Below are 25,994 nucleotides of genomic sequence, written 5' to 3' on the forward strand. Positions count from 1 at the left end.
TATATGCGTAGACCAAATAATGTGTTCATCAAAGAAGTAGGGCCAAGAGATGGATTGCAAAATGAAAAAGAATGGGTTTCTACAGATGATAAAGTGGAATGGATTAATATGCTTTCAGAGTCTGGTATAAAAGAAATTGAGTTTTCATCATTTGTTCATCCAAGGTGGGTTCCCGCATTAAAAGATGCTCGTGAAGTTGGTAAAAGGATAACTCGTAATCCTGATGTAACGTACTCTGCGCTTGTTCCAAATGAAAAAGGTCTTGAACACGCTTTAGAAGCTGGCATTGATATGGCATCAGTTTTCATGTCGGCAAGTGAGACGCATAATCGAAAAAACATTAATAAATCCATTGCTGAAACGTATCCTGTTTTAAAAAAGGTAATTGATGGAGCAAAACAGGAGGAAAAACGGGTTACCGGATATATTTCTACTGTTTTTGATTGTCCATTTGAAGGGAAAATAAATACTGATAATGTGCTTCGAGTTTGTGATCGATTATTTGAACTTGGGGTGGATGATCTTTCATTAGGTGATACAATAGGCACAGCAGTCCCTTCGCAAGTCGAGGAATTATTAGAAGCTATATTATATCGTTTTCCAAACAAAGATATTATTATGCATTTTCACGATACAAGAGGGATGGCAATAGCAAATATTGTTACCTCTATGAATTACGGAATTAATCGTTTTGATTCATCTGTCGGTGGGTTAGGTGGTTGTCCATATGCCCCAGGAGCGGCGGGAAATGTTGCAACGAATGATTTGTTGTATTTATTACACGGAGTAGGTATAAATACGGGAATTGATGAAAAGAAATTAGAACAAGCGGCATTTTTTATCCAAGCTAAATTAGAAAAACAACTGCCAAGTAGAGCGCTTTCCTATAGAGACAGCCAAACGAAAAAAAGGAATGAGTTCGTACAAGCGAACGACACGAGAATGATGGAATCTCCACCACGAAAAAGAGAAATAATCTATTTTTTCCTGAAAAACCAATATGATAAGCTTCGGAGTAAAGAGTAAAATATAACAAATCATCATTTTTATCTTTATGATAAGAATGGTGATTTTTTAGTATACTATACATCTCTACATGGAACTTATATTTTATGATAAAATTAGGACAGAGAAGTTTGAAAGGGGAGAATCATCATCAATCTTGATAGTTTAGGGAAAAAAATTAAACAATTACGTTTACGCCAAAAAAAAACTCAACAACAAATAGCGGATGAGTGTAATATCTCTAAAAGCCTCTTGTCTAAAATAGAAAATGGGCAAACTTCTTCTGCGATAGCTACATTATCAAAAATTTCAAAAGTATTAGATGTGCCATTATCTTGGTTATTAGAGGATAATCCGGAACAAGATCTTGTGTTGTTATTTAAGTCTGAAAGGCAATCAAAAGTTGGTGATGAGCATATGGGTTATTCATATGAATTACTAGCTAATCGATCTAGATACACAGGTGTTGAACCGACAATTGTTCATGTTACCCCAAAAAATATTAACTTAAGAGAAGATGCATATACACATACACAAGATGAATTTATTTACATATTAAAAGGGGCGATAGAACTTTTTTATAATGGAACTAAACATTTTATGAAACAAGGAGATACGGCATATTTTAAAGGTACTAAACCCCATTTATTTATTCCAGTTGATAATGAAGGTGCAGAGGTTCTAACTTTATTTATTGAAACGAATGACTAATTCTGAATTTTTTCAAAAAGGAGGAACGTCAAATGTCTATAGATATGATTAAATTTTTTGCTTCGATTATTTTTGCCACGCTTGTCTTAATAAAAATTTTGCCAGGTCGTGGAATTGCGCAAATTACAGTTAATGATTTGCGCGAACAATTAAAAGACGAATCCATTCAATTTATCGATGTCCGTTCACCTGCTAAGTACAATCAATTTCATATATATGGTTTTAAGAACATTCCTCTTAGAGAAATTCGTAAACAAGCCAAAAGGTTATCGAAGGATACGAAAACAGTCGTCATTTGCCAAACAGGAGCAAAAGGGAATGAAGCTTGTAAACGACTTAAAAGAAGAGGATTTACAAATTTGGCAAATGTACGAGGTGGTTTAAGTACATGGGAACCAATTCATATTGATCGATCATAAATAATATGGAAAAAGTGTTTAGTCATAGAGAAACCCGAACTAGATTTTAAAGTTTGTATTAGTTCGGTTTTTTGTTGTTATTTTTGAAAACTTTATGGTTAATTTTGAATACTAATTATCTTACCGCTACGAAAATATATTTAACTGACATTAGGGTTTCTGTTTTAGCCTCCGACACAAGTGTATGTCCTGTGCTGCGGAGGCTGAAGCCATGACAGTTAGAAGATAGTCTATAGGAAAATAACGGTACTGTTACTAGATTAAACATTTTTGTGGTAATGTCTTCCAGCATATAACTATATTTTCAAAATTTCAAATATAGTTTTGAGAAAGGATGTTTTTATGGAGCTTTTAATTGTTTTTTTAATTATTATTTCTGTTTTATCCATATTTACTGTTGTGGTTTTATTTAGACCAAGTAAATCTCATGACATGAATTATAAAGAGGGGTTATTTTATCCCTTTTTCTTTGCTTTAGTTGCTTATGTTACATTGGCTATTGCATTTTTTTTAAATGAAATGTTTTAGTTTTAAAAGTAAAACATTAATTAATTATGGGTGTGATTACTGTATAAAAGATACGAGAAATCTCTCTTGTATCTTTTATCATTATTGAGTGTTTTTATCCGTTATGCTGAAACTGTTTACGTCCACTCTACGTATGAGGGTTGACCGCTATAATAGTAACATTTTAAACTTCCTTTCCTTCCCTTCGTTCTTCTTTGGATTCGTATGCCTATTTTTCATAGATATTTCGTAAATTCTTTTTTAATACCTTCCCACTTGGATTCTTTGGTAGAGCCTCTGTAAAATATACGAATTTCGGAGATTTAAATGTCGATAAGTGTTGTTTACAAAACTGAATGATAGCTTCTTCTGTTAAAGACTTATTTTCTTTTAGGACAATTATAGCGGTAATCGCTTCAATCCAGTAATCATCTTTAACGCCGATTACGGCAACTTCTGCTACTTCTTTCAGCTGATAGATTACTTCTTCTACTTCCCTGCTTGATACACTAATTCCTCCAGTATTAATAATATCTTTTTTTCGATCAACAATTGTAATATACCCTTCTTCATCCATAACGCCAAGATCACCGCTATGAAACCAACCATTTTTAAAAACTTCCAACGTTTTTTCGGGATCATTTAAATATCCGAGCATTGCATGCGGTGTTCGGTGTACAATTTCACCTATTTCCCCTTTAGGTACTTCAAAGTCATTTTCATCGACAATTTTCGTTTCAACATGTAAGGTTGGTTTTCCTGCAGACCCAAGTTTTCGTAATTGATCTTCTGGTTGTAAGGCTGTAGCAAGTGGTGCAACTTCTGTCTGACCGTAAAAATTCCAAAACCGCGAATTCGGCAATCTTCTTGATAATTCTCTTAATATTTCCCGGGGCATAATTGCTGCTCCATAATAACATTTTTCTAAAGTATTTAATTGAACATTGTCGAAATCGGGATGACGGAGTATCGCAATCCATACGGTCGGTGGTGCAAATAATTGTGAAGCTTTATGTTTTTCAATCGTCTCCATAATGATTGCTGGATTCGCTTCTTCAAGGATAATTCCAGTTGCACCAATATAGATGCTTGGCCCTAAAAAGACATGCAGCTGGGCACTGTGGTAAAAAGGAAGTGCATGAACAAGTATGTCACGACTACTCATTTGCCCATCGACTACACTACTTACGTATTCACTAATAATACTTTTATGCGAAAGCATAACTCCTTTTGGTGATGATTCTGTGCCACTTGTATATAAAATATGGGCGAGATCATCATCACTAATATCTACTTCAACGGGTGTAGTTTCTTGGTTATATTGAATTTTAGATAGTGCTATCCATCCCTCTCTAGTAGATTCTGCACTTATTGTTTCTAATAAATATCGCTGTTTTATTGTCGACCCTTTAGCCGATTGGTCAAGCGTTTCCGCATATTCAGTTGTTGCAAATAAACCATCTACTTCTGCATGATTTAAAATATAGCCAATATCTTTTTCCGTTAACATATAATTTATTGGGATTAATACAGCCCCAATTTTAGCTACTGCAAAATTAATAATTACAAAATCTAGGTTGTTTTTGGAAAGTAGTGCTAATTTGTCTCCTTTTTTAATACCCTCTTTCATTAAACCATGGGCGGTTTGGTTGACCAAATGGTATAATTCCAAGTAAGTCACGCTACGATTTTTGTATGTAAAAGCAAGTTTGTCCGGGTATCGTGCGGCCGTTCTTGTCAATAGATCTCCTAGCGTATTTCTCCGTGCACGTTTTATCAAGGTTGCAGATTGATCGTGATGAATGTTCTTCATAGTATCCCTCCATAAAATTTACTTATTATTAGTATATTTCAGAATTTTATTTAAAACAATGATGTTTTCCACATTTAGTTGCGCTTTCACATGAAATTGTTAAAAATACACAAACTATAATTACGTTAAAAAGAAAGAGGTGGAAATAATGGGTAGAGATGAACATAATAAGCCAAAAGGGAGAAATCGTTTTGCGCAAACACCAAAAAATCAAATTACGGAAAATATCGATGTGGAGTTCTCTCATGAAATAGCAGATGAAGATGATGAAGAAGCAATTAGAAGAGCTCGTGCAGCGGATCGACGAGTGAAAGAAGATGAATGATAATGAAGAGCAAAGTTTCTATTTGTATATTTGAAACTGTACGAAATCCTGAGAAGAAGAAAAACCCTTCTACCTAAAATTAGAAGGGTTCCGATTATTTTATGGATAGTAAATTGGTGATCCAGGACCTAAATCGATTCCTAATAAAATCCAAACAATAAGTAAAATTGTCCATGATACGAGGAAAAATAATGAATAAGGAATCATAACAGATATTAATGTTCCTATTCCCATCTTTTTATCGTATTTTTGTGCAAATGCAATGATTAGCGCAAAATAGGTCATTAATGGAGTAATAATATTTGTTGACGAATCAGCAATACGATAAGCCATTTGAGTTACTTCAGGTGAATAACCTAATTGCATCATGATTGGTACAAATATCGGTGCCATCATTGCCCATTTAGCTGACGCACTTCCGATAAATAAATTGATAACAGCTGATACTAAGATAAATACCAATAGAAGCGGTATACCTGTTAAATTAACTTTTTCTAAAAAGTTAGCTCCATAAACACCAACGGCAAGTCCCATATTACTCTCGGAGAAAAAGGCGACGAATTGTCCGGCGGTAAACGCCAAAACAATAAACATTCCCATTGTTCCCATCGTTTTGGCTAACTGGTCAGCCACATCTTTATCATTTCTAATCTCTTTTGTAACCTTTCCATATACAAGACCGGGTACAAAGAATAATAAAGCAATAATTGGTACTAAAGAATCCATGAATGGAGATTGAATAATCGCACCATTTTCACCTCGAAGTGGTGCATTCGGCGGTAAGACGAACAAGGAGATAATGATTAATGTTAGTACAACAGAAATGATCGACCAATTTAGACCTTTCTTTTCAATTGCTTTTAATCCTTCCAATTTCTCACGATAAATACCATTATACTCGCCGAGTCTCGGTTCTACTATTCGATCTGTTACCCATGCACCTACGATCGTTAATAAAAAGACAGATACAATGATAAAATAATAGTTCATTGCAACGTTCATCGTTTCTGCATAGGCAGGATCAATAATTTTTGCTGCATCGATTGTCATACCAGCTAATAATGGGTCTAAAGAAGTGATGATTAAGTTTGCACTAAAACCCCCTGAAACCCCAGCAAATGCAGCGGCTAGTCCCGCTAGCGGATGCCTACCTAACCCGGCAAAAATTACTGCTCCAAGTGGTGGTAAAACAACATATCCTGCGTCTGATGCAACACTTGACATAATACCAGCAAAAACAAGTCCAGCTGTAATGAGTCGCTTTGGAATAAATAAAACAAATCCACGTAATAGTGCACTAATTAGACCTGTACTTTCGGCAATACCTATTCCAAGCATTGTCACTAGTACAATTCCAAGTGGTGCAAATCCGATAAAGTTATCAGTAATTGATGTAAATATATATTGGATTCCTTCTGTGCTTAATAAGTTTTTAACTTCTACAAACTCCCCTTTATTTCCGGGGTGTTCGACACTTATACCAAATGAAGAAACGATTGCTGATAAAATCACTACTAACAACGCTAATATTGCAAATAATGTGACAGGATGTGGCAATTTATTACCAACTGTTTCTATCCCATCTAAAGAACGTTGCAGCATGCCCTTTCTCTTCACCTTGTTTTGTCCCTCCTAAGATACTTTTCTAACGTGTAAAAAAATAATAAAATAACTAACTTCCCTATTATAGGAGAAATTAAACTAAATTTAAATAGTTTGAACAAAAGTAGTAATTATCTTTCTTTTCTAAAAAATATGTTTACTATAAGTGCGTGTTTAAAAAGGAGAATAAAAAGGACCAAGAAGTTCGAGGCGGCGCAGTTTCGAGCAACGGAATGTATGCATTTAGATACATGAGTAGCGGAGAAACAAGCCAACGAAGACATTCGCAGTGTCATTTTTACCGGACTTTTTGAACATCCTCTATAAAAATAACCTCTATTATTAATAAATAGAGGTAAACAAATGATTTTAATATTTAATCTACTTTTTCAATTTTTAATAGTTTGTTCATATCATCTATATCTAAAGCATTTACTATTTTCTCCAAGTGTTCAAATTGAATCCGTTGTCTCTTCCCATTTGCTAATTCACTTAGTGTTGCACGCCTTATACCTGTTTTAATATGTAATTGAGTAACGGATAAGTCGTACTGATACATAAGTTCGTTTAATTGTAATTTAACTTTTCTCAACTATATCCTCTCCAAGCTATTGACTGTACTTATAAGGGTACAGTATAATACAATTAATATTGTACTCTTATAGGTACAAAATATTAGGGAGGTTCGTCCAATGGATATGAATTATATTATGGGAAAAGTAAATCAGAAACTTACTGTATTGGAAATAGAACAGAAAATTATTCATATAGCCATGGGTTTAATGGATGAGGAAGTTTACTCTAGAAACGATGCAGTTATGGATCTAATTGACGTTATTGAATCGTTGAATTTTGAAAATGATGGTCTGTTAAATGAAATAAGGAAAGCGAGGAAGGAGATTACTAGTTACAATCAAAAATTCGACATTTGACAACATGAGAACATACGTTTATAATACCCATTAACAAGTTAAAAAAATACCTACATTTTTTAAGGGGTTATTCAATATGTATATGATTAGTAAAGAGAAAGTAAGAGAATACATGGTTAAAAAGGGCATAAAAACACAAAAAGAACTTGCTAATCAATTAGAGATAAGTGAAAGTCAACTATCTATGTTACTTTCGGAAAATTATAATCCAATAAAAGCCAATGCTATGAAGTTGTGTGAAACATTGGATGTCAAAATTGATCACATAACAGAGCAACTAGAATTTGATTTTGATATCGAAAGAAAGGATTCCGCACATGAATCTCTGCTTAGAAAGTCAAATAACAATACGGAATTTGTTGAAGTTAGAGATATTGAACCAAAATCTACATATACAGTTTTAGAATTGTTTGCGGGAGCTGGTGGATTGGGACTAGGACTTGAACAAGCAGGCTTTGAAACGGTTGGATTGGTAGAAGTTGATAAGTATGCTTGCGATACGTTAAGAAAGAATCGACCTAATTGGCATGTTATTGAAGAAGATATTGTAAAATTAACCGAAGATGGAATAGACCAATATCTTGAAGAACCAAAGATCGGTGAATTAGATCTTTTATCGGGAGGTTACCCTTGCCAAGCATTTAGCTATGCAGGAAAAAAGGGTGGATTAAATGATGTTCGTGGAACGTTATTCTATAATTATGCAAAACTTTTAAATGATCTTCAACCAAAAATGTTTTTAGCGGAAAATGTTAGAGGATTAGTTAATCATGACGGAGGTAAAACTCTAAAAGTTATGTTAGATGTATTTTCTGAAGCGGGTTATAATGTTAAATGGAAAATACTTAAAGCTCTTGATTATGATGTAGCCCAGAAAAGAGAACGAATTGTTATTGTCGGGATAAGAAAAGATTTATATAGAGAAAATAATGATTTAGATTACTTGTTTCCCAAACCTTATGGTTATCATTTAACTTTAAAAGATATTTTAAAAGATGTTCCACAATCGGATGGTGCAAAATATCCTGAAACAAAAAGAAAAGTGCTTGAACTCATCCCTCCTGGTGGGTACTGGAGAGATCTTCCCGATGATATAGCTAAAGATTATATGGGTAAAAGCTATTATTCGGGTGGTGGCAGAACAGGAATGGCTAGGAGGCTTTCATGGAACGAACCTTCATTAACACTGACCTGTTCACCTGCACAGAAGCAAACGGAGAGATGTCATCCCGATGAAACACGCCCGTTTACTGTTAGAGAATATGCACGAATACAAAGTTTTCCCGATGAATGGAAGTTTGATTGCTCGACCTCACAGGCATATAAACAAATTGGAAATGCTGTTCCAGTAAATATGGCAAAAGCAATTGGACTATCAATTATAAATACTTTAAATAAGTTAAACTAAAAAAGTCCTTTTCTTTCAAAGGACTTTTTCACAAGATAAGAAAGTATAAAAATTTTATGATTTTGCTTATCTTACAGCATCAGCCACGTCCAGCTCCAGCGCTTAAGCCATAGCATATCTTTTCGCTGGGACGAGTAAGCGGAGTCCCAGATCTTTTTGGTGGGACGAGCTTTAGCGCAGTCCCAGACATCGCGCTTCTCCACTACGATAAAGAAGACTTGCCGACTGGCTTGTCCAGAGGCTTAGTCGCACTTATACCCTTGCGGTGAAAGCGGGCATCGGTTCACTAACGTTCACCGTGTTTCCTTTATCTCCGCTGCGAAGCACTCCAGTTTGTACGTTGCTGAATGGGCTTGCGCTTTTTTGTTCGTTACAAGATGTTTGTTTCAATTTCTTTTGCTAGAGTATCTATTACTTCATTAACGAGATCTGATGAATCAAATTCTAAGGCAATCTCACCCATTGATTCCCCTAAAGAGTGATAGAAATCTTTATGGCCAGTTAGACGATGCCAAAATTCTTGCCCAATAATAACGGGATGGTCATTATTAATAGTTTTATAATGTGAACTTAGTTGTTTAGGAGTTCCTAGAATACACCGACTATAAGGTCGTTTAAGCCAATTTGTAGATTATTAGTTCGAGCAAGATTTCGGATGCCGTTAAAATGATTTTTAATAGTAGTCACATCATCATGGTTAATCGTATTTGGATCGGCTTTAATTTGGCAATATTTTTTTCGTCCATCTAGTTTATCGATAAATTCAATATCAATACCGGAAGTAGTAGAAGCAAAACCGTCTTAAATTTCACTACAATATTTTTGGAGCTGCTGACCAAAACTTGTATTTATGGATGTACCTAAAACTCGTGGATAAACCAATGCCTTTGCGATACTTTTTGCATCGCTCTTACCGGATAAATAAACAGCTTTATAAACATCCAAAAATGGGTTTAAATTAAATTCTTTTAATGATACTAGTTTTTCCGTGTTTTTAATATGGTTTTTTACAATTTCGTTTTTGAAAAAGTGCTTAAATTTTGCAATAATTTGATTAAGCTCTTCTTGATTTAGTTTTTCTTTGCTCATAATAAAACCTCTTTACTTTTATCGTCTTTTATTCATCGTATCATTATCTGGGTGCTCTCCTAGTAAAAAAAACGAGGCTAAGAATTCCTCGTCACCCTTCGTTTTTCTTTTATCCTCTCTTATTGTTCTATAAAATTTTGGAAATAATTTATATCAATATTTTGGATTATAAAAAAGTTAAGTTTTGTTCTAAAAAACTATCTTTAATTTTATAAAAAGATAGTTTTTTAAGTAATTATTTATTTATGGTAATTCTACGTCGAGACGTGTTGAGTCTGCAGTATCTACTCCACTTGAAAACTCAATTGATAAGAAGTCAGGTATAGAGAATGTAGGTTTTATAGCATAAGTAGTGTGACCGTATTCGGCATAGACAGATAGGTTTTTCTTACCGTGATTATATACTTCAAAGTCAAAAACTCCAGTTCCGGCATACCAATAATTATTATCTACAGCCATATCAAATTTGTAGCCGGCTCCAAATGTACTAGAACCATCATTTTCAAGAAAAGTTGCTGGAGGTCCTCCCCTGAAACGTTGTGGGTTATCAACATGATAATATCTTAAAGCAATTTCTTCGCTTTTTATTAGATTCCAATCATTCCAAGTGAGAGCTACAATATCTTGTCTTTTAATCAGAGGAACACCATGCCAATCAAATCTATATCTAAACTTAGCATTTGTTTTATCTTCAGTGTTCGAGTATTCAATACCACGATTTGTTATTTGGAGTGAAGCGTTGCTGCAAGTAGTATTGTTTCTTTCTCTGTCCCTTTATAATTTCTTAGTAGTTTTATTTGGTCATCAGTATATCCCATTTTTTTAGGTCTTCTTTCGGTAAATCTTTATATTTTTTTAAATGTTTTGGGTACTCTTCTTCGATGTTTTTTATTATGTTTAATTCTGTCTGATTATATCCGCTTAATTTGAGGGTTGAATTGTCTTTTTTGGAGAGTTCTTTCAACATTTCATATTCATTTATTGTAACTATATTTTCGTCGTTTTTTTCTTCTGCTAAAATAATATTTGGTGTTAATAATATGACAGCTAATAAAAATAAGATAGTTAAAATTTTATTCATGATAATTCTTCCTATTTTTTTTTAATTTGTTCTACAATGTAAAGAGTGCAACCAACTATCAATCCACTTAAGAAAATAATACCGAGATATATTGGATATATGTAAGACTGTGTTACACCACCTCCTGAAGAAAATATAACATTAGATATAAAGTTGCCAAATATAAATACAACTAAATAACATGTAATCATTGTTATAACAATTGCTCTCATAATTTTTAACTCTCCCCAAAAGTTTTAAGATTAAATAAATTTTATCACACTTTACTAGATATAGAAAAAATGAGAGATTTTGATTCTATTAGTAAAATTTAGTTAGTATAAATGTGAGCTATATTCCTAAGAATAAGTTAATATTAGTAATTTTCTCTTGTTTCAGTTTTAGATTTTCTTTTTGGATTTCAGCAACTTCTTTAGATACTTTAGATATAAGAGATTTTTTTGTTATCCTCCATTATTTCAGACTTATAGATAGACTTTTTGAATTAATTGTCAAACTCCTCTTTTTTTCTACAAAACAAAAAACACACTTATAAATGCGTATTATTTTCTTTTTAAGCCCTAACTTTTGTAGATTGATAGATATTGTATTCATTAATTCTGTTGAATTGAAGGTAAATAAAAAATTTGTAAAAGCCAGCTTAAGCCAGGAGAGCAACTAACTGTATCTGCTAAATATCTTCACCCTCATACACCAAATAACCTTTCACTTAGTGTTGGGATTGGGAGTATAAGTGTATCAGGAACAGCACTTTCTTATGATGATTGGACTTGGAGAACTAATTTCACTTTAAATTAGAGGTTAATAGATTAACTACTAAAAAAAGTAAGTGTTAAAGCTTTTAATTACAAAATACCTACTAACTTAAAAAGTTTGGTAGGTTTTTCTTTTTTTCAGCAACAAGTAAAGTGAGAATTAACATAATAGCAAGTAAATTTTTTTCATTAATTTATCTCTTCTCAAAAAAAGAACTTGAAAAGTCACGCATTTCTCACGTAATCTTTTTGGGTTCTTCCCATTACTTATATATTTGTCTGCATTATAACCTTAATTCAGAAAAATACACAATATCACAATCCATGATTTAATAAAAATTCTTTGCTATTCCTTCCTTTACTAACTATAATCAAGAGAGCAGTTTGAAAAAGGGGTGTCACAATGATTCGGCGTTTTTTCTCTTATTATAAACCGCATAAACGGTTATTTATTATAGATTTTACAAGTGCTGTTATTGTAGCTATTTTGGAACTTGCTTTTCCCGTGGCAGTTCAATGGTTTATCGATGATTTATTACCGGGTAATAATTGGGATCTTATTGTGAAGATAAGTATCGGGTTGTTTTTCATTTATTTAATAAGTACATTCCTACAATATATTGTTACCTATTGGGGGCATAAGCTAGGTCTTAATATAGAAACAGATATGCGAGAAGACCTTTTTCACCATGTACAGAAACAATCATTTCGTTTTTTTGACAATACAAAAACCGGTCATATTATGAGTCGAATCACAAATGATTTGTTCGAAATTGGCGAGCTTGCTCACCATGGACCAGAAGATTTATTTATTGCTGTTATGACGTTTATTGGTGCTTTTTGGATAATGATTACGATCAATGTACAGCTTGCACTAATTATTTTATTTATCGTTCCAATCCTCATCTTTTTCATGACGTACAGCAATATTAAAATGAGTAAAGCTTGGCGGTCGATGTATGAAGATATAGCTGGGGTTAATGCTCGAATTGAAGATGCAGTTTCTGGAGCACGCGTTGTGCAATCTTTTACAAATGAAAAGTATGAAATGGCTCGTTTTAACGAAAATAATCAATTATTTCGTAAGTCAAAATTGGGCGCATATAAAGTTATGGCGTTCGTTCATTCCAATATTTATATGTTAATGCGATTTATTACACTAGTTGTTTTAATTGTTGGTGCGTGGTTAAGCTTTAATAATAAGTTAACGTATGGAGAACTCGTCGCCTTTGTCTTATACGTAAATGTTCTATTTAAGCCGATTGAAAAAATAAGTGCATTACTTGAATTATATCCAAAAGGAATGGCGGGATTTCGCCGTTTTATTGATTTACTGGAGATAAATCCTGATGTAAAAGACAGAAAAGGAGCGAAAAATGTTGCTCATTTAAAGGGGGATATTTCGTTTAGAGATGTGACGTTTACGTATGATAAGTCACAAGAACCAGTGCTTAAGGAAATGAGTTTTGATATTAACGCAGGCGAGACAATTGCATTTGTTGGTCCTTCAGGTGCAGGTAAAACAACGATTTGTTCACTACTTCCTAGATTTTATGACGTACAAAAAGGCGCCATAACAATCGATGGAATAGATATTAGAGATATGACGATGCGATCACTTCGGAAACAAATTGGTATTGTTCAACAAGATGTTTTCTTATTTACTGGAACGCTGCGTGAAAATATTGCTTATGGAAAATTAGATGCGACAGATGAAGAAATTGAAGATGCAGCAAAACTGGCACATATGGAAGAATTTATTGCTGAACTACCAAATGGCTATGAAACCCAAGTCGGAGAACGCGGCTTAAAGTTATCAGGAGGTCAAAAACAGCGGATTGCAATCGCGCGCATGTTTTTAAAAGATCCTTCTATTTTAATTTTGGATGAAGCGACGTCTGCACTTGATACAGAAACTGAGGCGATTATTCAAGAAGCATTAATGAATTTGTCGAAAAATCGGACAACATTAATTATAGCCCACCGGTTAGCGACAATTAAACACGCTGATAGAATTATGGTTGTTACAAAAGATGGGATCAAAGAAGAAGGAAGTCATGAAGAATTAATTGATCAAGGCGGTATATTTGCCCATCTTCACGAGATTCAGCTAAGGTAGTTTTGTTTTAGAATACGTCAATATAGAGAACGAAATTATGAAATACCACGAACGCTACAAACACAGATGTTTAAAGGAGTGTGAAATAAATTAGTAAGGATAGGCGGGAAATCTATCATATTGGTGTCATAACTATCTTTTTGTTTAAAGACCTTACGGTAGATTTTGATATTTATCTAATAATACTTTTATTATTACTTTTATTTATTTTCATGTTTGCAGGTAATGATAAAATAAAAGTTCTTAAAAAAAGACAAATATATGGAATTGCATTAGTCCATGCGATCGTGATTATTCCAGCAGTTTCACTGTTGAGCTTCACCTTAAATGATATTATGATAACCTTATCAGATGGATGGTTAAAGTTAATAATAGAAATTGTTGTTCGGTTACTATTCATTCTAATTGTATTTAGGTTATTATATAAAGGCTCTATGAAAATATCAAAAGGAAAGTTTCCATCAAATTTTCCTTCAAGTAAAAAAGAGTCCGCTTCGTAAACGGACTCTTTTAACTCCCAATTAATTCTTTCTTTTCCTCTGTTTGTCTACTTAATTCCTTAACTGCTTTAATACGTACAGCTGGACTGACAAATTCTTCTACTTTATTCACGTTATTATTTGACTCTCTTATTGCAATGTGTCGTTGACTGAACTTCGATGGTGAGTCAATTCCACAAGAGGCGCCTAACATAAATAGTCCTTCACGCATTGTCTTTAAGTAGTTAGCTGTTCGGAACCGTTTTTCTTGTACAACAACACCTGCTTCTAAATGTGGTAAGTGGGAAGTGATCCCTACAGGGCAAAGGTTTGTATGACATTTTCCCGCGTTAATACAGCCAACTGTATTCATAGCTGCTCTTGCTATATAAATTAGGTCTGCTCCAAGCGATAAAGCAATTGCCATTTTATCAGCAGTTGCGAGCATACCTGATGCAAAAATTTTTACTTGATCTCGAACGCCATATTTCCTGAGTGTTTGGTCTAAAATATGGATTCCGGAATAGATTGGTAGACCGAGGCTATCAGCCATTTCTTGATATGTTGCACCTGTTCCGCCTTCCGCTCCGTCAATGGCAATAAAGTCAGGGTGCTTACCGGTTTCTTTCATGTAGTGTGCTAAATCTTCAAATGAGTTGTTATCACCTGCCACAACTTTTATGCCAACAGGCTTACCGGTAATTTCTTGCCAATGGGTTACCCAATCAAACAGTCCCTCCATACCAGAGAATAACGGAAAACGGTTTGGGCTTTCAACATCTTTTCCCATTTCAACGCCTCTAATTTTCGCAATTTCAGGAGTGATTTTTTCTTTCGGTAATTTTCCACCGCGAACTTTTGCACCTTGTGCTAACTTCAGTTCAATAGCTTTTACTTCAGGGCGTAATGCGTTTTTTAAAAATGTTTCTTCATGATATACACCATTTTTACGTGCACCGAATAGTCCTGAGCCAATTTGAAAAATTAAATTAGCTGTTTTTTGTTCTAGAACACCTTGTTCAACTAGTTGATCAATATGAAACATGACACCTTTTCCGAAACGTTCTTCTAAATCAAAATTTGAACTATTAGGATTTTCATCAAGAAAATCAACTATTTTTTCACTTAAACGATCCCTTAATTCTTGCTCTTTATCAATCACATCATATACACGGGATAGATGATATGGTGAGATGCCACCTTCACCAGTGTTCATATAACTTCCGCCACTTATTGCAACTCCTTGAGCTAGTGCTTTAACAGCGCTTTTGGATAAGGCACCATAACTCATTGCTGAAACGCCGATTAGGCCTTTAACATGAAAAGGGTGCTTTCTATCTTTTCCAATGACAATCTGATTTTCATCTGTTAAATGCCATGGCTTGAGTTCCACTTGGTTTCTTTTCTCTTTTCGACTTGTTACAGACTCATTTAGTATTTGATACGTATACGATTTGTAGAGCTTTTTATTATCTATACTTAATTCGTCTACGTTTAATGGAAACATAGAATTCGTTAAGTAGAAACTTGTTTTTGAAAAATCTTTTTTAGAACCAAAACCAATAACTGTATTTGCATATTTTCCCGCTTTTGCAATCGTTTCTTGTGTATCTCGGTCAACTGGTCTTCCTTCTTTATCATTTAAGAACCAATACTGTCTAAACTCTGGACCGACCATTTCAAAGATATATCGAAGCCTTCCTAAAACAGGATGGGTTTTTAAAATCGAGTGTTGATTTTGATACTTATCTTTAATAAAAAAATAGATTAGAAGAATTATTAGTCCATAAAAGAGAATTAAGGGTAACATTTTGAATATCGACATGAATATTGACAGTTTAACCACCTCATCTCCATCATAACACCATTTTATTTATCTTAAAGTTTCTTATGTAGATATTCGCCCTTTATCTAATAAAAGTATAAGACTAATGCTTTTTTTAGATTAAACAGATTAATAAAGTTTACCTTATTTGGCTTAATAAAATAATTCCAAACTATTAAACTCTTTTTGTTTTTATTACCGAATGATAATGGAGATTTACGGGTTTGGTTTGAAGTAGACAAAATTACCGAGGATGGAGAGTACTTTTATTTAAAAGGTCGAACAAATTTACTTAAAGGTAGTATAATAAGTGGTGGTATTCAGACAGATGGGGTTCAACAGGCGAAACGAGCGTAAATCCAGATGGTAGTTTTGATATGAAAATTGAGTATAAGTATTCGGAGGATCCATATTTTACAATAAAATTTGATCCATATGCTCAATGGGAGATAATAAGAGAAGCGTATGGATATGATGGAGAAAAGCTAGTCGGAAATCTGGTTGAAACATCAAGGTAATAGTCAGCATCTGGAAGCAATCATCGAATATGAACATGAAAAATAATAGAACATAAAAAGACTCTCTACCCCAAAATGTAGAGAGTCTTTTGTGTACTTTTTAGGTTAGAGCGCTGAGTAAGAGTTCACGATTTTACAGTTTTATAAGTAACTACTTTTCGTCTTTGGGATACGTTGGAAGAGCTGTTCGTTATCTGCGTCTTCGTCGGCGCTTTCGTCTTCATCTGCGTTTTCATCACTGTCTTGACCTTGATCAGTTCGCCACACCCCCATTTTCATTCATAGCGGTGTCTAATAAGACATGAGAGTTTTGAACACGCACTGGAATAATAAAACTCCCTCTTGGTGATAATTTTTAAATTAAACATTTCTACAAGCTAAATGGGAATAGCTTTTTACAAATTACAAAATGTATTGCTCCCTCCCTTCAATAGATTCATCAATAAAAGGCCTGTTTTTTATCTACAAATAATCTTGTTAATATTCGCAGTGACCTCTCTGCTTGTACTCTACTATAGCGAAAATAAAAATCGATACAATAACAGAAATTATACAAATTTTTTAAAAATCATTACTAATTGTTACAGGAAAAATAATCCTATAGTCCCGCTATTCCTCCGCAAAGTAGTCGAGCATTTAATTATTTCATATTTCAACATTTTCTGCTGTAAATAGATTGAAATTAATTTCACTATACGGTGTAATAAAGAAAGGATCTACGTAACCTAAAATATCTATTTGGAGAGAAAATACATTGACATATAAACAGTTAAAGTGGTTTATCCTTTTAATTCCAACTGTAACAGTAGGTTTGTGGGAATATGTAAGGCATGAATATTTACTGCCATATATATCGATGGATTTAGGGAACTGGTTAACACCATTTATCGTACTTTTTGTTACATTAACGCTATTAACACGTTTTTTTACAAAATTAGAGCGAATGCAGGAACAATTAAGAACGGAACGTGCGGAAAAAGCAGTTTTGGAAGAAAGAGAACGAATAGCACATGATCTCCATGATGGGATGGCACAATCTTTATTTTTATTATCCGTTAAAGTAAAGCAACTCGAAAAACTTGATGTGTCTGAAGTTGATAAACCTAAGTTAACATCATTAAATAAAAGTATTATCGATATTCATCATTATGTACGGTCTGGATTGGAGAATTTAAGAAAGCCTCCTAGTAAACATGATTTACTTTGTGAAGAATTATTAAATAAACATATTAAAAAACTTGAAAATGAATCAAATATGGAAGTGAATACATTATACGAAATAAATAATGAAAAAATATCAAATAAAGAAAAGACGGAATTAGTAGCCTGTATTGGTGAATCTCTTGTTAATGTTCAAAAACATGCGAAGGCTACTAAGGTTATGATCGAAATAAAGATAACTGACAAAGAGCGTTATATCAAAATTAAAGATGATGGAATTGGTTTTAATGTAGAAAAAGTTCTTAAGGAAGACCACTACGGTATTAAAATGATGCAGGAACGTTGTGCTAAAATAAATTGGCAATTAAAAATAAAACGAAAAGAAGCAATGACGATCCTAACTTTTATGCCAAATAAAGGAGCCTGATATAAATGGAAAGCCACGTTAGAATAATGATTGTGGATGATCATCCAATGGCAAGAGAAGGAATGAAGGACATATTGAATGAAGAAAAAACATTCAATATTGTAGGAGAGGCAACGACTGGAAAAGAAGCAGTAGAACAAACCGAAGCGTTAATGCCGGATTTAATTTTAATGGATATTAATTTACCCGATCTTAACGGAATGGAAGCAACTAGATTAATAAAAAGTAAATATCCATATGTAAAAATTGTCATGGTGACAGTTTCCGATGATATTGTTGATTTGTTTGAGTCGATAAAGAACGGTGCACAAGGATATTTACTAAAACACGTGGAGCATGATTCGTGGATTCCTTATTTAAAAGCGATCATGAATGATGATGTTCAGATAGATAAGCCGATTGCAAAACAGATATTACAAGAGTTTTCCAACCACCATTTGATAGCAGAGAATAAAAGAGATAGCCTATCAACACGTGAACGAGAGATACTAACATTGGTTGCTAATGGGTTGACCAACAAAGAAATATCGTTTCGATTAGAAATTTCGGAGTATACGGTTAAAAATCATTTGAAAAATTTATTCCAAAAATTACACCTAAATAACCGTGTACAATTAGCCAAATATGCTTATGAACACGGCTACTTAAGGGACTCTTAGATTTTCTTCTATTGCATTAAAATAGAGTCGCTGAAATGTTTCATATAAACCAAGATCACTGTAATCATGGATAGACCCATTACTAATGACTTCACCATTACTTAAAAATATCACTTCATCGGCAATTTTCTCTGCGACATGAAGGTCATGGGTAGCAAAAACAATTGTTTGTCCGGCCTCTTTAGCTTCTACCATAAGATTAGAAAATTCATTTATCCAGTATGGGTCTAATCCATTAGTCGGCTCATCTAACATTAAAATTTTTGGATGAGCTAAAAGCGCTTGAGCGAGTAAGAGCCGTTGTTTCATCCCTTTTGAAAACGTACCTACTTTTTCTTTTTGTTTATCGAGTAAGCCGACTGTTTCTAACATTTCACTTGTCCTTACATCATTTATGTTTTTCAGTTTTGCATAGAAGCGAATCGTTTCTTTTGCAGTAATCGATTTTTGGAATCGAAAGTCATCAGGCATATAACCGAGTTCATTTGAAAAGTGTTTTTTATGTTTATGTTGCTTTAGTCCATTAATCGTTACCGTACCAGTCGTTGGTTTAACTAGACCAATAATTAATCGGATTAACGTACTTTTTCCAGCACCGTTACCTCCACATAATGCAAGGATTTTTCCCTTTGTTAATTGATAAGTCAAAGGTGCAAGTAATTGTTTTTTCCGTACACTTTTTGAAAGATTATTAAGTGCAATTGCAACATCATTTTGCTTCAAGTTTATCTCCCCTATTCCAAATAAATCCACCAATAAAAACTGCTGCAAGAATCCAGCAAATAAAAATGCTAAAGAAAATAACTAATCCATAGTCACTCGTTGCCCAAGTGATCCACATATCATAATCAGCACCAAATGCAGAGCCTGCTCCTAACCTCATAATCGAAAAAACACGTACAAACTCAGCTGGATTAAAAATTGTCAGCACTTGTAATGTTGGTTGGATAAGTTTATAGGATGGCAAATGGCTCAGGGTTCCAATAATTAATAACGGCCAGATAATAATCGTTATAAACCATACACCGATACCAATGATAAGTGTTTGCCAACGATTTTTTGCAAATGAGCCGATTAATAAAGCGATACTTAAATAAACAAGTGCTAATATAGCAGAAAATATCCAAAAGAATAGTAGGCTTGAAAGTCTAAGGGCTTGGTTAAATATTACTGTAATGATACCAGCGAGTCCGAAACTGAAAAAGAGCATTGTTAATAAAATGACCGCAAGTCCAATCCATTTTCCCCATAAAAAACTATAGGTAGATAGTGGATAAGTGGAAAGCAATTCCCAGTGCCCATCCTCTTTTTCTACTGCTACGGAAAAACCGCCTAACAAGAGGGTAATGAGCGGTAATAAATATAAAATCATATTTATTACCGTTCCAGTCATATCTGTGTACATTAAAGACGTTGCGACACCGGAATGTAACAGTAATATACCAATGGTAAATATAGATAACAAAATTAAAAATGAATAGGTCCAAGAGTTTCTAAAACCTAATTTAATTTCCCTTTGAGCTACGGTTAAGCTACGCAACGTCACATCATTCCTTACTTAGTATTATTCCTCCGTGTGTTCATCATGGTCTTCATGATCTTCGTGTTCCCCATGATCCATCGATTCTTTATTCATTTTCCATTGGTGATTAGCAAGAGCATCTGCATCTAAAATTTCACCTATTCCTTCATCCTCGTTAAAAGCTTCTGCATCTGCTTTTTCCTTAAATGAAATGACACCATACGCCATTGGGGTTACAATTTCCTCATCATAGACAAATGTGGCTTCTTTTAGCTGTATCCATTCTTCAGTGTTGAAATCACGGACAAATTCAGCTCCAATATCATCTTCTCCATTCTCTTCTTTCCACTGATATAGACAGCCTAAATCATCAAATTTTAAAGCTTTGTCATTCGTTAAAATAATTTGAGTTGCATGTTCATTCTGTGGAACTGCCATTGCACATACTTCACAAACGTCTGTATCATGAATGTCTTCCGGTTCGTATGCTAACTCTTCCGTTTCTGTTATATCGGCATTTGCGTCATCCGAGTTCTTCGTAGTATTATTATTTGTTTCCTTTCCACATGCTGCTAAAACAATGGTGAAGATTGCCAAAACGATAAACATAAAGTTACATTTTTTCATTGTTTTCTTGCCCCCATTAAAATAATCGTTATACTCATACCTAATAAAATTGAACTACATAATAAAACTGCTTCTTGATTCCCCGTACCTGTTGAAGCTACGGCTAAAGGGTTTTCCATCAGTGGAGATAAATCGACCAGACGCTCATCAACAGGTGTGTGTAATAATTGTTCGAGAAATAACATGCCAGGTGAATAAAATAATAAACGATAAGGTGGATATTCATTTGTTAAGTGAAGGTAAAATGGATCAATCTCATAGGTCAAATTACTAATTTTGTCACCAGTTGCATCTAATCCAAAATGGTCTCCCCAATAATTTTGATTCGTATTATTATTAGCGCTTTCTTCAGCTTGTCCTTGAACGACATTCGCTGTAAAAGCATTGCGGGTGATCGTATTGTTTTCTGCTCGTTTAAATTGAATGCCAATAAAATTACTCTGTATATTATTAGATGATAAGTAGTTATGATTGGAGTCTTCAATGAATATTCCAATACGATTATGCGCTATTTCATTTTGAGTAATAGTTGCATTGTTAACATCGAATAAATACAGCCCTAAGGATTGAACATTCGTTTGATTGTATTTAATGATGTTACTATTGACTTTTGTCCCATTTGTTCCCATAACCATCATGCCACTAATATTTTCATACGACTCATTTTGTTCCAACGATGTGTTTTCTGTAAACATCAAGTGGTATCCATATCGTGAATGTGATACATAATTATTGTAAATTGATGTTTGATTACTACTTTCAATATAAATACCATCCTGAACATCTGTGATATGGGTGTTATGAATGGAATTATTATCTGATTTCCAGACATCAATCCCATGCTGACGGTTAGGTAACGGTATCTCCTTTTTCCCATTGATCGTTATTTCAGATAATTCATTGTTATCTGCTTGATCTAATCGAATACCATAACTGTTTGTATCAATCTGCAGATTTTTCAATGCACTATCTGTTCCTTGGATTAAAATTGCTGGTGAATCATTTTCGATAGTTTGATATTGTAAAGTTATGTTCTCCAAGACGATGTTGCTAGCCTGGATTGAAATTATTGGTTGTTGTGAGTTATTTTGTATGATGACGCCTTTTTCCCCAATAAGATGTATCGGTTTATCAATAGTAATATTTTCTATATAAATTCCTGCATCTAATTGAATCTTGTCACCAGGATTTGCTTCATTAATTTGTTGCTGAATGGTTGTAGCCTCAGCTTTAAAACTGATTGGAAATACAAAGAACAATAACAAACTATAACATAAAATAATGGGAACCCCTCGAATGTACATCTCCCCCTTTCTCGAACGTGTATGATCAGCTTACATATAAGAATATCACGTGATGTTTTTTTCCATATGACTCTTAAGAGCTATAAAAAAGTCATATTTAGTAACGAACTGTGACGTTATGGTGAACTTTGTTAAGTTTTAACAAACGACTTATGTAATAAAAAAAGCGAAAACCTAATTTGGTTATCGCTTTACCCTCTATTGATTAATTAAATTTTATTGTTCTCCGCCTTCTCCAACTGTAACTTCTTTTTTAGGCATTGTGTGCAGATGTTGAGCATCTGTATGTGCATACATTTCAAATACTCCTTCATGTTCAAATGTATATTCTGCAGTATATGTTCCATCACCATTATTTTCAGCTTCGAGCATATCACTGTTATCTTCATCGCCAGATTCCCAAACTTCAAAGTTAACTTCTGCATCTGTTTCTATATCGTCCCCGTACATAACCTCTGCTTTTAGTTCTACTGTCTCCCCAACCTCTATTGACTCAGGTACAATAAAATCGACCTCGAGTGGAAGTACTTCATCCGTTTCTTCCTTGTTTCCCCCACATGCAGTTAGAATGGTAAGCACCAAAACAGTGAAGATTAAAAAAGTGAATCTTTTCATGTAAAACACTCCTATGATATAATTTTATAACTTATAAAAGTCCTTTCTTTTCGAGCTTATTAATATCGGTTAAAATTTCATCAATACTCTCCGCTTTAATTCCATCATACCCTTTGATAACTTCCCCTTCTGGATTTACTAAGAAGAAGCGGGTATCGTGCATTACTTGATCATCCCCATATTCTGGCTCTTTTAAAAATGCACGAAATGATTTAATGGATAACTCTTTAATAGTTTTCATATCATATCCTGTTAAAAAGCTCCATGTATTAAAATTTGCATCATATTGTTCCCCATATTCTTTTAAAACTTCAGGAGTATCGAAATCTGGATCAACACTGAAAGAAACAAATTGTATACTTACATCTTGCTCTTCCAGTTCTTGTTGTAATTTGGATAGATTACTTGTCATTGGTAAACAGACTGTTTCACAATTTGTGAAAATGAAGTCTGCGATCCACCACTCTCCATGTAAGTCATCTAAACTTAGTGTTTCATTATCTTGAGTTGTGAAAGAAAAATCAGCAACGTTTTCTGACATATTTGTGTCAATTGGAGGTTTATTACAAGCATTCAAAAACTGTATGATTATTGCCATTCCAATTAACAAATGCCATTTCTTCATGTCATTCCTCCTCGTAAACAATCAAAAAGTCTATTCATGGCAATGAGGAGCCCCTTTCATTTTTTGAAAGATAACCTCTTTTGCTTCCTCAAAAGTGTAAATATGTCCACCAAATCCTTTTACAAACTTTTCAGCATGTTCCTTCCATTCAAAAGTTATGACTTGGGGTTGGCAGCATCCAATGTCTATCGATGTATCCATAACGAAAAAGGCTAAATGTGCACTAATCGTTGTTTGCTTGAGGAAATCGGCACAAATTGCTTGAATTACTTCTTGTTCAATCTGTTTATGGCGTAATAGTCCACAGTGAGCACAACATGCAACTTCCATTTTATCATTAGACAAAATTAACCTGTAAGCAATTTTTTCTTGAGTGGGTCGGCTGCAATATACACACATGTCATTAGCTTGAGAGTGGATTGACTTTGCTAAAGAAACTCCTCCGAAAGTTTTAATAACTATTCCCTCTTCTACTAGCGTTTTTAAGTCACGGTGAATCGTCATTTCTGATACTCCAAGTTCTTTACTTAAATCTGTTATTTTAACATTTTTCTTTATTTGAATAATTTCTCTTATTCGGTGGAGACGCTCTATAGGTAGCATGCATACTCCTCCCCTCGTGAAAGTAGCTTAGACAATAACAACTTAACACATACATTAACATATTTTCACAAATACTTCTCAAAGTAAGCGTGAATTATCTGTGAAAAAAGTGTGACAGTTATTATTATGGAATGCGTGCATTTATTTAGAAATGAATAAAAGAGGATGTTCAAAAAGTCCGGTAAAAATGACACTGCGAATTTCGCACGAATGCTTGTTTCTCCGCTACTCATGTATCTAAATGCATACATTCTGCTGCTCGAAACTGCGCCGCCTCGGACTTCTTGGTCCTTTTTATCCTTTTTGAACACGCACTAAAATAGGATTTGAAATTTCTCATTAAAAATGATATTATTTTACGTTGGTTGAATAATTATTATGTTTTATGAATAATTATTTTTCCTTTGAATTTTTAGGAGTTGAATCAAGTGAAGGATAGAACTTATACAATAACAGATTATTTGAAATTTATTATTCCATCTCTATTAGGAGTATTTTTATTAACAACTCCTTTATCGATAAATGGCGAAATAACTTTAGTCGTTGCTTTATGGACGGACTTTATTGAAAAACATTTAGGTGCTGCAATGCCGACTATTGCAGTTTCTCTCATTTGTATATCATTTTTTGGTGCTGTGCTTACAAGAATTATTCAACCTGCTTTTGTTTTACAAAATAGTTTTCTTAGAGCGGTATTTTTTGTTGGTTCAATTGCTTTAACGACGAGAGGACTGGCGACTATATTTGGGTTATTTTCTCTGTTTCAATGGGGACCCGAATGGATATGGTCAAACGATACAGGCGGAAATATCTTATTTGGATTATTAACAACACTAGTGGCAATTTTCTTTTTTGCTGGATATGTTTTACCTTTATTGCTCGATTTTGGTCTATTAGAATTGTTTGGGACAATTATGAAAAAAGTAATGCGCCCTATTTTTACGTTACCGGGACGATCATCTATTGATAGCCTTGTCTCCTGGTTAGGTGATGGAACAATTGGAGTCATGTTAACGAACAAACAATATGAAGAAGGTTATTATACGAAGCGGGAAGCCGCTGTGATCGGGACAACATTTTCCCTTGTATCAATTGATTTTACGATCGTCGTTTTATTAAAACTCGATTTAGCCAATATGTTTATCCCATATTATGGAACGATTATTATTGCTGGACTTGCAGCTGCCATCATTATGCCGCGAATTCCACCATTATCTAAAAAGGCAGATACCTTTTATGAACATGCTAAACCCCATGAGGAAGAAGTAATACCAACTAATGTTTCCTTATTTAAAAGGGGAATGGAAAAAGCCGCAGAACGGGCAAAAACGACAAGATTTGTTCCAGTCTTAACAAGTGGAACACAAAATGTTTTAACGATGTGGCTAGAAGTAGTGCCGGTAGTTATGGCGATAGGAACTATTGCGACAATTATTGCAGAATTTACGCCAATATTCGCATGGCTTGGTGCTCCATTTATTCCGCTTTTACATTTATTACAAATTCCAGAAGCTACAGCTGCAGCTCAGACAGTTGTTGTTGGGTTTGCAGATATGTTTTTACCAGCGATACTTGCTAGTGGAATCGAAAGTGAAATGACACGTTTTGTTATTGGTTGTTTATCGGTTACCCAATTGATTTATATGTCCGAAGTAGGTGCATTATTATTAGGTTCAAAACTACCATTAAATATGAAAGACTTAATAATCATTTTTATTTTACGTACTTTAATTACATTGCCGATTATAGCTTTGATGGCGCATATTATATTCTAAAAGACAGCTACAAGAGAAAACTATTAAGAGTTTTTCTCTTGTTTTTCATTGGCAGATAAGAAAGAAAACTTTCTTATCCTGTATAAGT

30 protein-coding genes are annotated in these 25,994 nt (G+C 33.9%); 14 read left to right on the forward strand and 16 right to left on the reverse strand.

What is annotated here, in order from left to right; translation table 11 throughout:
- Positions 1 to 3: 3 nt before the first annotated feature.
- The 4 genes from SPD89_RS02050 to SPD89_RS02065 all read left to right on the forward strand — a co-directional run bounded on the left by SPD89_RS02050 (position 4) and on the right by SPD89_RS02065 (position 2,663).
- A complete protein-coding gene (locus tag SPD89_RS02050) occupies positions 4 to 1,026 on the forward strand; it encodes a hydroxymethylglutaryl-CoA lyase (protein WP_336260295.1) in 1,023 nt (340 codons plus the stop codon).
- Between the two features lie 156 nt (positions 1,027 to 1,182).
- Positions 1,183 to 1,716, forward strand: coding sequence for a helix-turn-helix domain-containing protein (locus tag SPD89_RS02055; RefSeq protein ID WP_336260421.1), 534 nt, complete (start codon positions 1,183 to 1,185; stop codon positions 1,714 to 1,716).
- Between the two features lie 32 nt (positions 1,717 to 1,748).
- Positions 1,749 to 2,135 carry a rhodanese-like domain-containing protein gene (locus SPD89_RS02060; RefSeq protein WP_336260296.1) on the forward strand — a complete coding sequence of 129 codons (387 nt, stop codon included), beginning with the start codon at positions 1,749 to 1,751 and terminating at the stop codon, positions 2,133 to 2,135.
- Between the two features lie 342 nt (positions 2,136 to 2,477).
- A complete protein-coding gene (locus SPD89_RS02065) occupies positions 2,478 to 2,663 on the forward strand; it encodes a hypothetical protein (RefSeq protein WP_336260297.1) in 186 nt (61 codons plus the stop codon).
- Between the two features lie 208 nt (positions 2,664 to 2,871).
- On the opposite strand, the gene SPD89_RS02070 is transcribed toward SPD89_RS02065, so the two are convergent.
- Positions 2,872 to 4,455 (reverse strand): fatty acyl-CoA synthetase, encoded by a 1,584-nt coding sequence (locus SPD89_RS02070; RefSeq protein WP_336260298.1) that lies wholly within the window; start codon positions 4,453 to 4,455, stop codon positions 2,872 to 2,874.
- A 148-nt stretch (positions 4,456 to 4,603) separates the two neighbouring features.
- On the opposite strand from SPD89_RS02070, the gene SPD89_RS02075 reads away from it, so the two are divergent.
- Positions 4,604 to 4,780, forward strand: coding sequence for a YfhD family protein (locus SPD89_RS02075; protein WP_336260299.1), 177 nt, complete (start codon positions 4,604 to 4,606; stop codon positions 4,778 to 4,780).
- A gap of 99 nt (positions 4,781 to 4,879) precedes the next feature.
- Here the strand turns inward: SPD89_RS02075 and SPD89_RS02080 are convergent, their stop codons facing one another.
- Positions 4,880 to 6,382, reverse strand: a complete 1,503-nt coding sequence (locus tag SPD89_RS02080; RefSeq protein WP_336260422.1) for an AbgT family transporter — start codon at positions 6,380 to 6,382, stop codon at positions 4,880 to 4,882.
- Between the two features lie 376 nt (positions 6,383 to 6,758).
- Positions 6,759 to 6,974 (reverse strand): helix-turn-helix domain-containing protein, encoded by a 216-nt coding sequence (locus tag SPD89_RS02085; RefSeq protein WP_336260300.1) that lies wholly within the window; start codon positions 6,972 to 6,974, stop codon positions 6,759 to 6,761.
- 100 nt (positions 6,975 to 7,074) lie between these two features.
- Here SPD89_RS02085 and SPD89_RS02090 point away from each other — a divergent pair, with 100 nt between their 5' ends.
- Both SPD89_RS02090 and dcm read left to right on the forward strand, forming a co-directional pair.
- Positions 7,075 to 7,314, forward strand: coding sequence for a hypothetical protein (locus tag SPD89_RS02090; protein ID WP_336260301.1), 240 nt, complete (start codon positions 7,075 to 7,077; stop codon positions 7,312 to 7,314).
- Positions 7,315 to 7,390: 76 nt separating this feature from the next.
- A complete protein-coding gene (gene dcm / locus SPD89_RS02095; protein ID WP_336260302.1) occupies positions 7,391 to 8,722 on the forward strand; it encodes a DNA (cytosine-5-)-methyltransferase in 1,332 nt (443 codons plus the stop codon).
- Between the two features lie 588 nt (positions 8,723 to 9,310).
- On the opposite strand, the gene SPD89_RS02100 is transcribed toward dcm, so the two are convergent.
- From SPD89_RS02100 to SPD89_RS02115, 4 genes are all read right to left on the reverse strand, one after another.
- A complete protein-coding gene (locus SPD89_RS02100) occupies positions 9,311 to 9,496 on the reverse strand; it encodes a PmeII family type II restriction endonuclease (protein WP_336260423.1) in 186 nt (61 codons plus the stop codon).
- A gap of 27 nt (positions 9,497 to 9,523) precedes the next feature.
- Positions 9,524 to 9,811, reverse strand: coding sequence for a hypothetical protein (locus tag SPD89_RS02105; protein WP_336260303.1), 288 nt, complete (start codon positions 9,809 to 9,811; stop codon positions 9,524 to 9,526).
- A 243-nt stretch (positions 9,812 to 10,054) separates the two neighbouring features.
- Positions 10,055 to 10,270 carry a hypothetical protein gene (locus SPD89_RS02110; RefSeq protein ID WP_336260304.1) on the reverse strand — a complete coding sequence of 72 codons (216 nt, stop codon included), beginning with the start codon at positions 10,268 to 10,270 and terminating at the stop codon, positions 10,055 to 10,057.
- 334 nt (positions 10,271 to 10,604) lie between these two features.
- Complete coding sequence (locus SPD89_RS02115) at positions 10,605 to 10,892, reverse strand: hypothetical protein (protein WP_336260305.1); 288 nt, start codon at positions 10,890 to 10,892, stop codon at positions 10,605 to 10,607.
- 1,158 nt (positions 10,893 to 12,050) lie between these two features.
- Between SPD89_RS02115 and SPD89_RS02120 the strand changes: the two genes are divergently transcribed.
- Positions 12,051 to 13,766, forward strand: a complete 1,716-nt coding sequence (locus tag SPD89_RS02120) for an ABC transporter ATP-binding protein (protein ID WP_336260306.1) — start codon at positions 12,051 to 12,053, stop codon at positions 13,764 to 13,766.
- A gap of 140 nt (positions 13,767 to 13,906) precedes the next feature.
- Positions 13,907 to 14,266 carry a hypothetical protein gene (locus tag SPD89_RS02125; protein ID WP_336260307.1) on the forward strand — a complete coding sequence of 120 codons (360 nt, stop codon included), beginning with the start codon at positions 13,907 to 13,909 and terminating at the stop codon, positions 14,264 to 14,266.
- A gap of 10 nt (positions 14,267 to 14,276) precedes the next feature.
- On the opposite strand, the gene SPD89_RS02130 is transcribed toward SPD89_RS02125, so the two are convergent.
- On the reverse strand, positions 14,277 to 16,091 hold the full coding sequence (locus SPD89_RS02130) for an FMN-binding glutamate synthase family protein (RefSeq protein WP_336260308.1): 1,815 nt from the start codon (positions 16,089 to 16,091) through the stop codon (positions 14,277 to 14,279).
- Positions 16,092 to 16,256: 165 nt separating this feature from the next.
- Between SPD89_RS02130 and SPD89_RS02135 the strand changes: the two genes are divergently transcribed.
- Positions 16,257 to 16,427 (forward strand): hypothetical protein, encoded by a 171-nt coding sequence (locus SPD89_RS02135; protein WP_336260309.1) that lies wholly within the window; start codon positions 16,257 to 16,259, stop codon positions 16,425 to 16,427.
- A 20-nt stretch (positions 16,428 to 16,447) separates the two neighbouring features.
- Positions 16,448 to 16,588 carry a hypothetical protein gene (locus SPD89_RS02140; RefSeq protein ID WP_336260310.1) on the forward strand — a complete coding sequence of 47 codons (141 nt, stop codon included), beginning with the start codon at positions 16,448 to 16,450 and terminating at the stop codon, positions 16,586 to 16,588.
- A 141-nt stretch (positions 16,589 to 16,729) separates the two neighbouring features.
- On the opposite strand, the gene SPD89_RS02145 is transcribed toward SPD89_RS02140, so the two are convergent.
- A complete protein-coding gene (locus tag SPD89_RS02145; RefSeq protein ID WP_336260311.1) occupies positions 16,730 to 16,855 on the reverse strand; it encodes a hypothetical protein in 126 nt (41 codons plus the stop codon).
- Between the two features lie 487 nt (positions 16,856 to 17,342).
- Here SPD89_RS02145 and SPD89_RS02150 point away from each other — a divergent pair, with 487 nt between their 5' ends.
- Entirely contained in the window at positions 17,343 to 18,176 is an 834-nt protein-coding gene (locus SPD89_RS02150; protein WP_336260312.1) for a sensor histidine kinase, read from the forward strand.
- Between the two features lie 5 nt (positions 18,177 to 18,181).
- Positions 18,182 to 18,835, forward strand: a complete 654-nt coding sequence (locus SPD89_RS02155) for a response regulator transcription factor (RefSeq protein ID WP_336260313.1) — start codon at positions 18,182 to 18,184, stop codon at positions 18,833 to 18,835.
- Here the strand turns inward: SPD89_RS02155 and SPD89_RS02160 are convergent.
- The 7 genes from SPD89_RS02160 to SPD89_RS02190 all read right to left on the reverse strand — a co-directional run bounded on the left by SPD89_RS02160 (position 18,821) and on the right by SPD89_RS02190 (position 24,131).
- The gene (locus tag SPD89_RS02160) at positions 18,821 to 19,558 is read right to left on the reverse strand and encodes an ABC transporter ATP-binding protein (protein WP_336260314.1); all 738 of its coding nucleotides are present in this window, start codon (positions 19,556 to 19,558) and stop codon (positions 18,821 to 18,823) included. The genes SPD89_RS02155 and SPD89_RS02160 overlap by 15 nt on opposite strands.
- A complete protein-coding gene (locus SPD89_RS02165) occupies positions 19,545 to 20,375 on the reverse strand; it encodes an ABC transporter permease (protein WP_336260316.1) in 831 nt (276 codons plus the stop codon). Before SPD89_RS02165 ends, SPD89_RS02160 begins: the two co-directional genes overlap by 14 nt.
- Positions 20,376 to 20,399: 24 nt before the next feature.
- The gene (locus SPD89_RS02170; RefSeq protein WP_336260317.1) at positions 20,400 to 20,984 is read right to left on the reverse strand and encodes a nitrous oxide reductase accessory protein NosL; all 585 of its coding nucleotides are present in this window, start codon (positions 20,982 to 20,984) and stop codon (positions 20,400 to 20,402) included.
- The gene (locus SPD89_RS02175; protein WP_336260318.1) at positions 20,981 to 22,288 is read right to left on the reverse strand and encodes a right-handed parallel beta-helix repeat-containing protein; all 1,308 of its coding nucleotides are present in this window, start codon (positions 22,286 to 22,288) and stop codon (positions 20,981 to 20,983) included. Before SPD89_RS02175 ends, SPD89_RS02170 begins: the two co-directional genes overlap by 4 nt.
- A 216-nt stretch (positions 22,289 to 22,504) precedes the next feature.
- Positions 22,505 to 22,903 carry a FixH family protein gene (locus SPD89_RS02180; RefSeq protein WP_336260319.1) on the reverse strand — a complete coding sequence of 133 codons (399 nt, stop codon included), beginning with the start codon at positions 22,901 to 22,903 and terminating at the stop codon, positions 22,505 to 22,507.
- A gap of 31 nt (positions 22,904 to 22,934) precedes the next feature.
- The gene (locus tag SPD89_RS02185) at positions 22,935 to 23,528 is read right to left on the reverse strand and encodes an SCO family protein (protein WP_336260320.1); all 594 of its coding nucleotides are present in this window, start codon (positions 23,526 to 23,528) and stop codon (positions 22,935 to 22,937) included.
- 30 nt (positions 23,529 to 23,558) lie between these two features.
- Positions 23,559 to 24,131 (reverse strand): DeoR family transcriptional regulator, encoded by a 573-nt coding sequence (locus SPD89_RS02190; RefSeq protein WP_336260321.1) that lies wholly within the window; start codon positions 24,129 to 24,131, stop codon positions 23,559 to 23,561.
- A 419-nt stretch (positions 24,132 to 24,550) separates the two neighbouring features.
- Here SPD89_RS02190 and SPD89_RS02195 point away from each other — a divergent pair, with 419 nt between their 5' ends.
- Positions 24,551 to 25,906, forward strand: coding sequence for a YjiH family protein (locus tag SPD89_RS02195; protein WP_442961023.1), 1,356 nt, complete (start codon positions 24,551 to 24,553; stop codon positions 25,904 to 25,906).
- Positions 25,907 to 25,994 lie beyond the last annotated feature (88 nt).

This window comes from Pseudogracilibacillus sp. SO30301A (genome assembly GCF_037072025.1).
Classification (GTDB): Bacteria; Bacillota; Bacilli; order Bacillales; family Amphibacillaceae; genus Pseudogracilibacillus.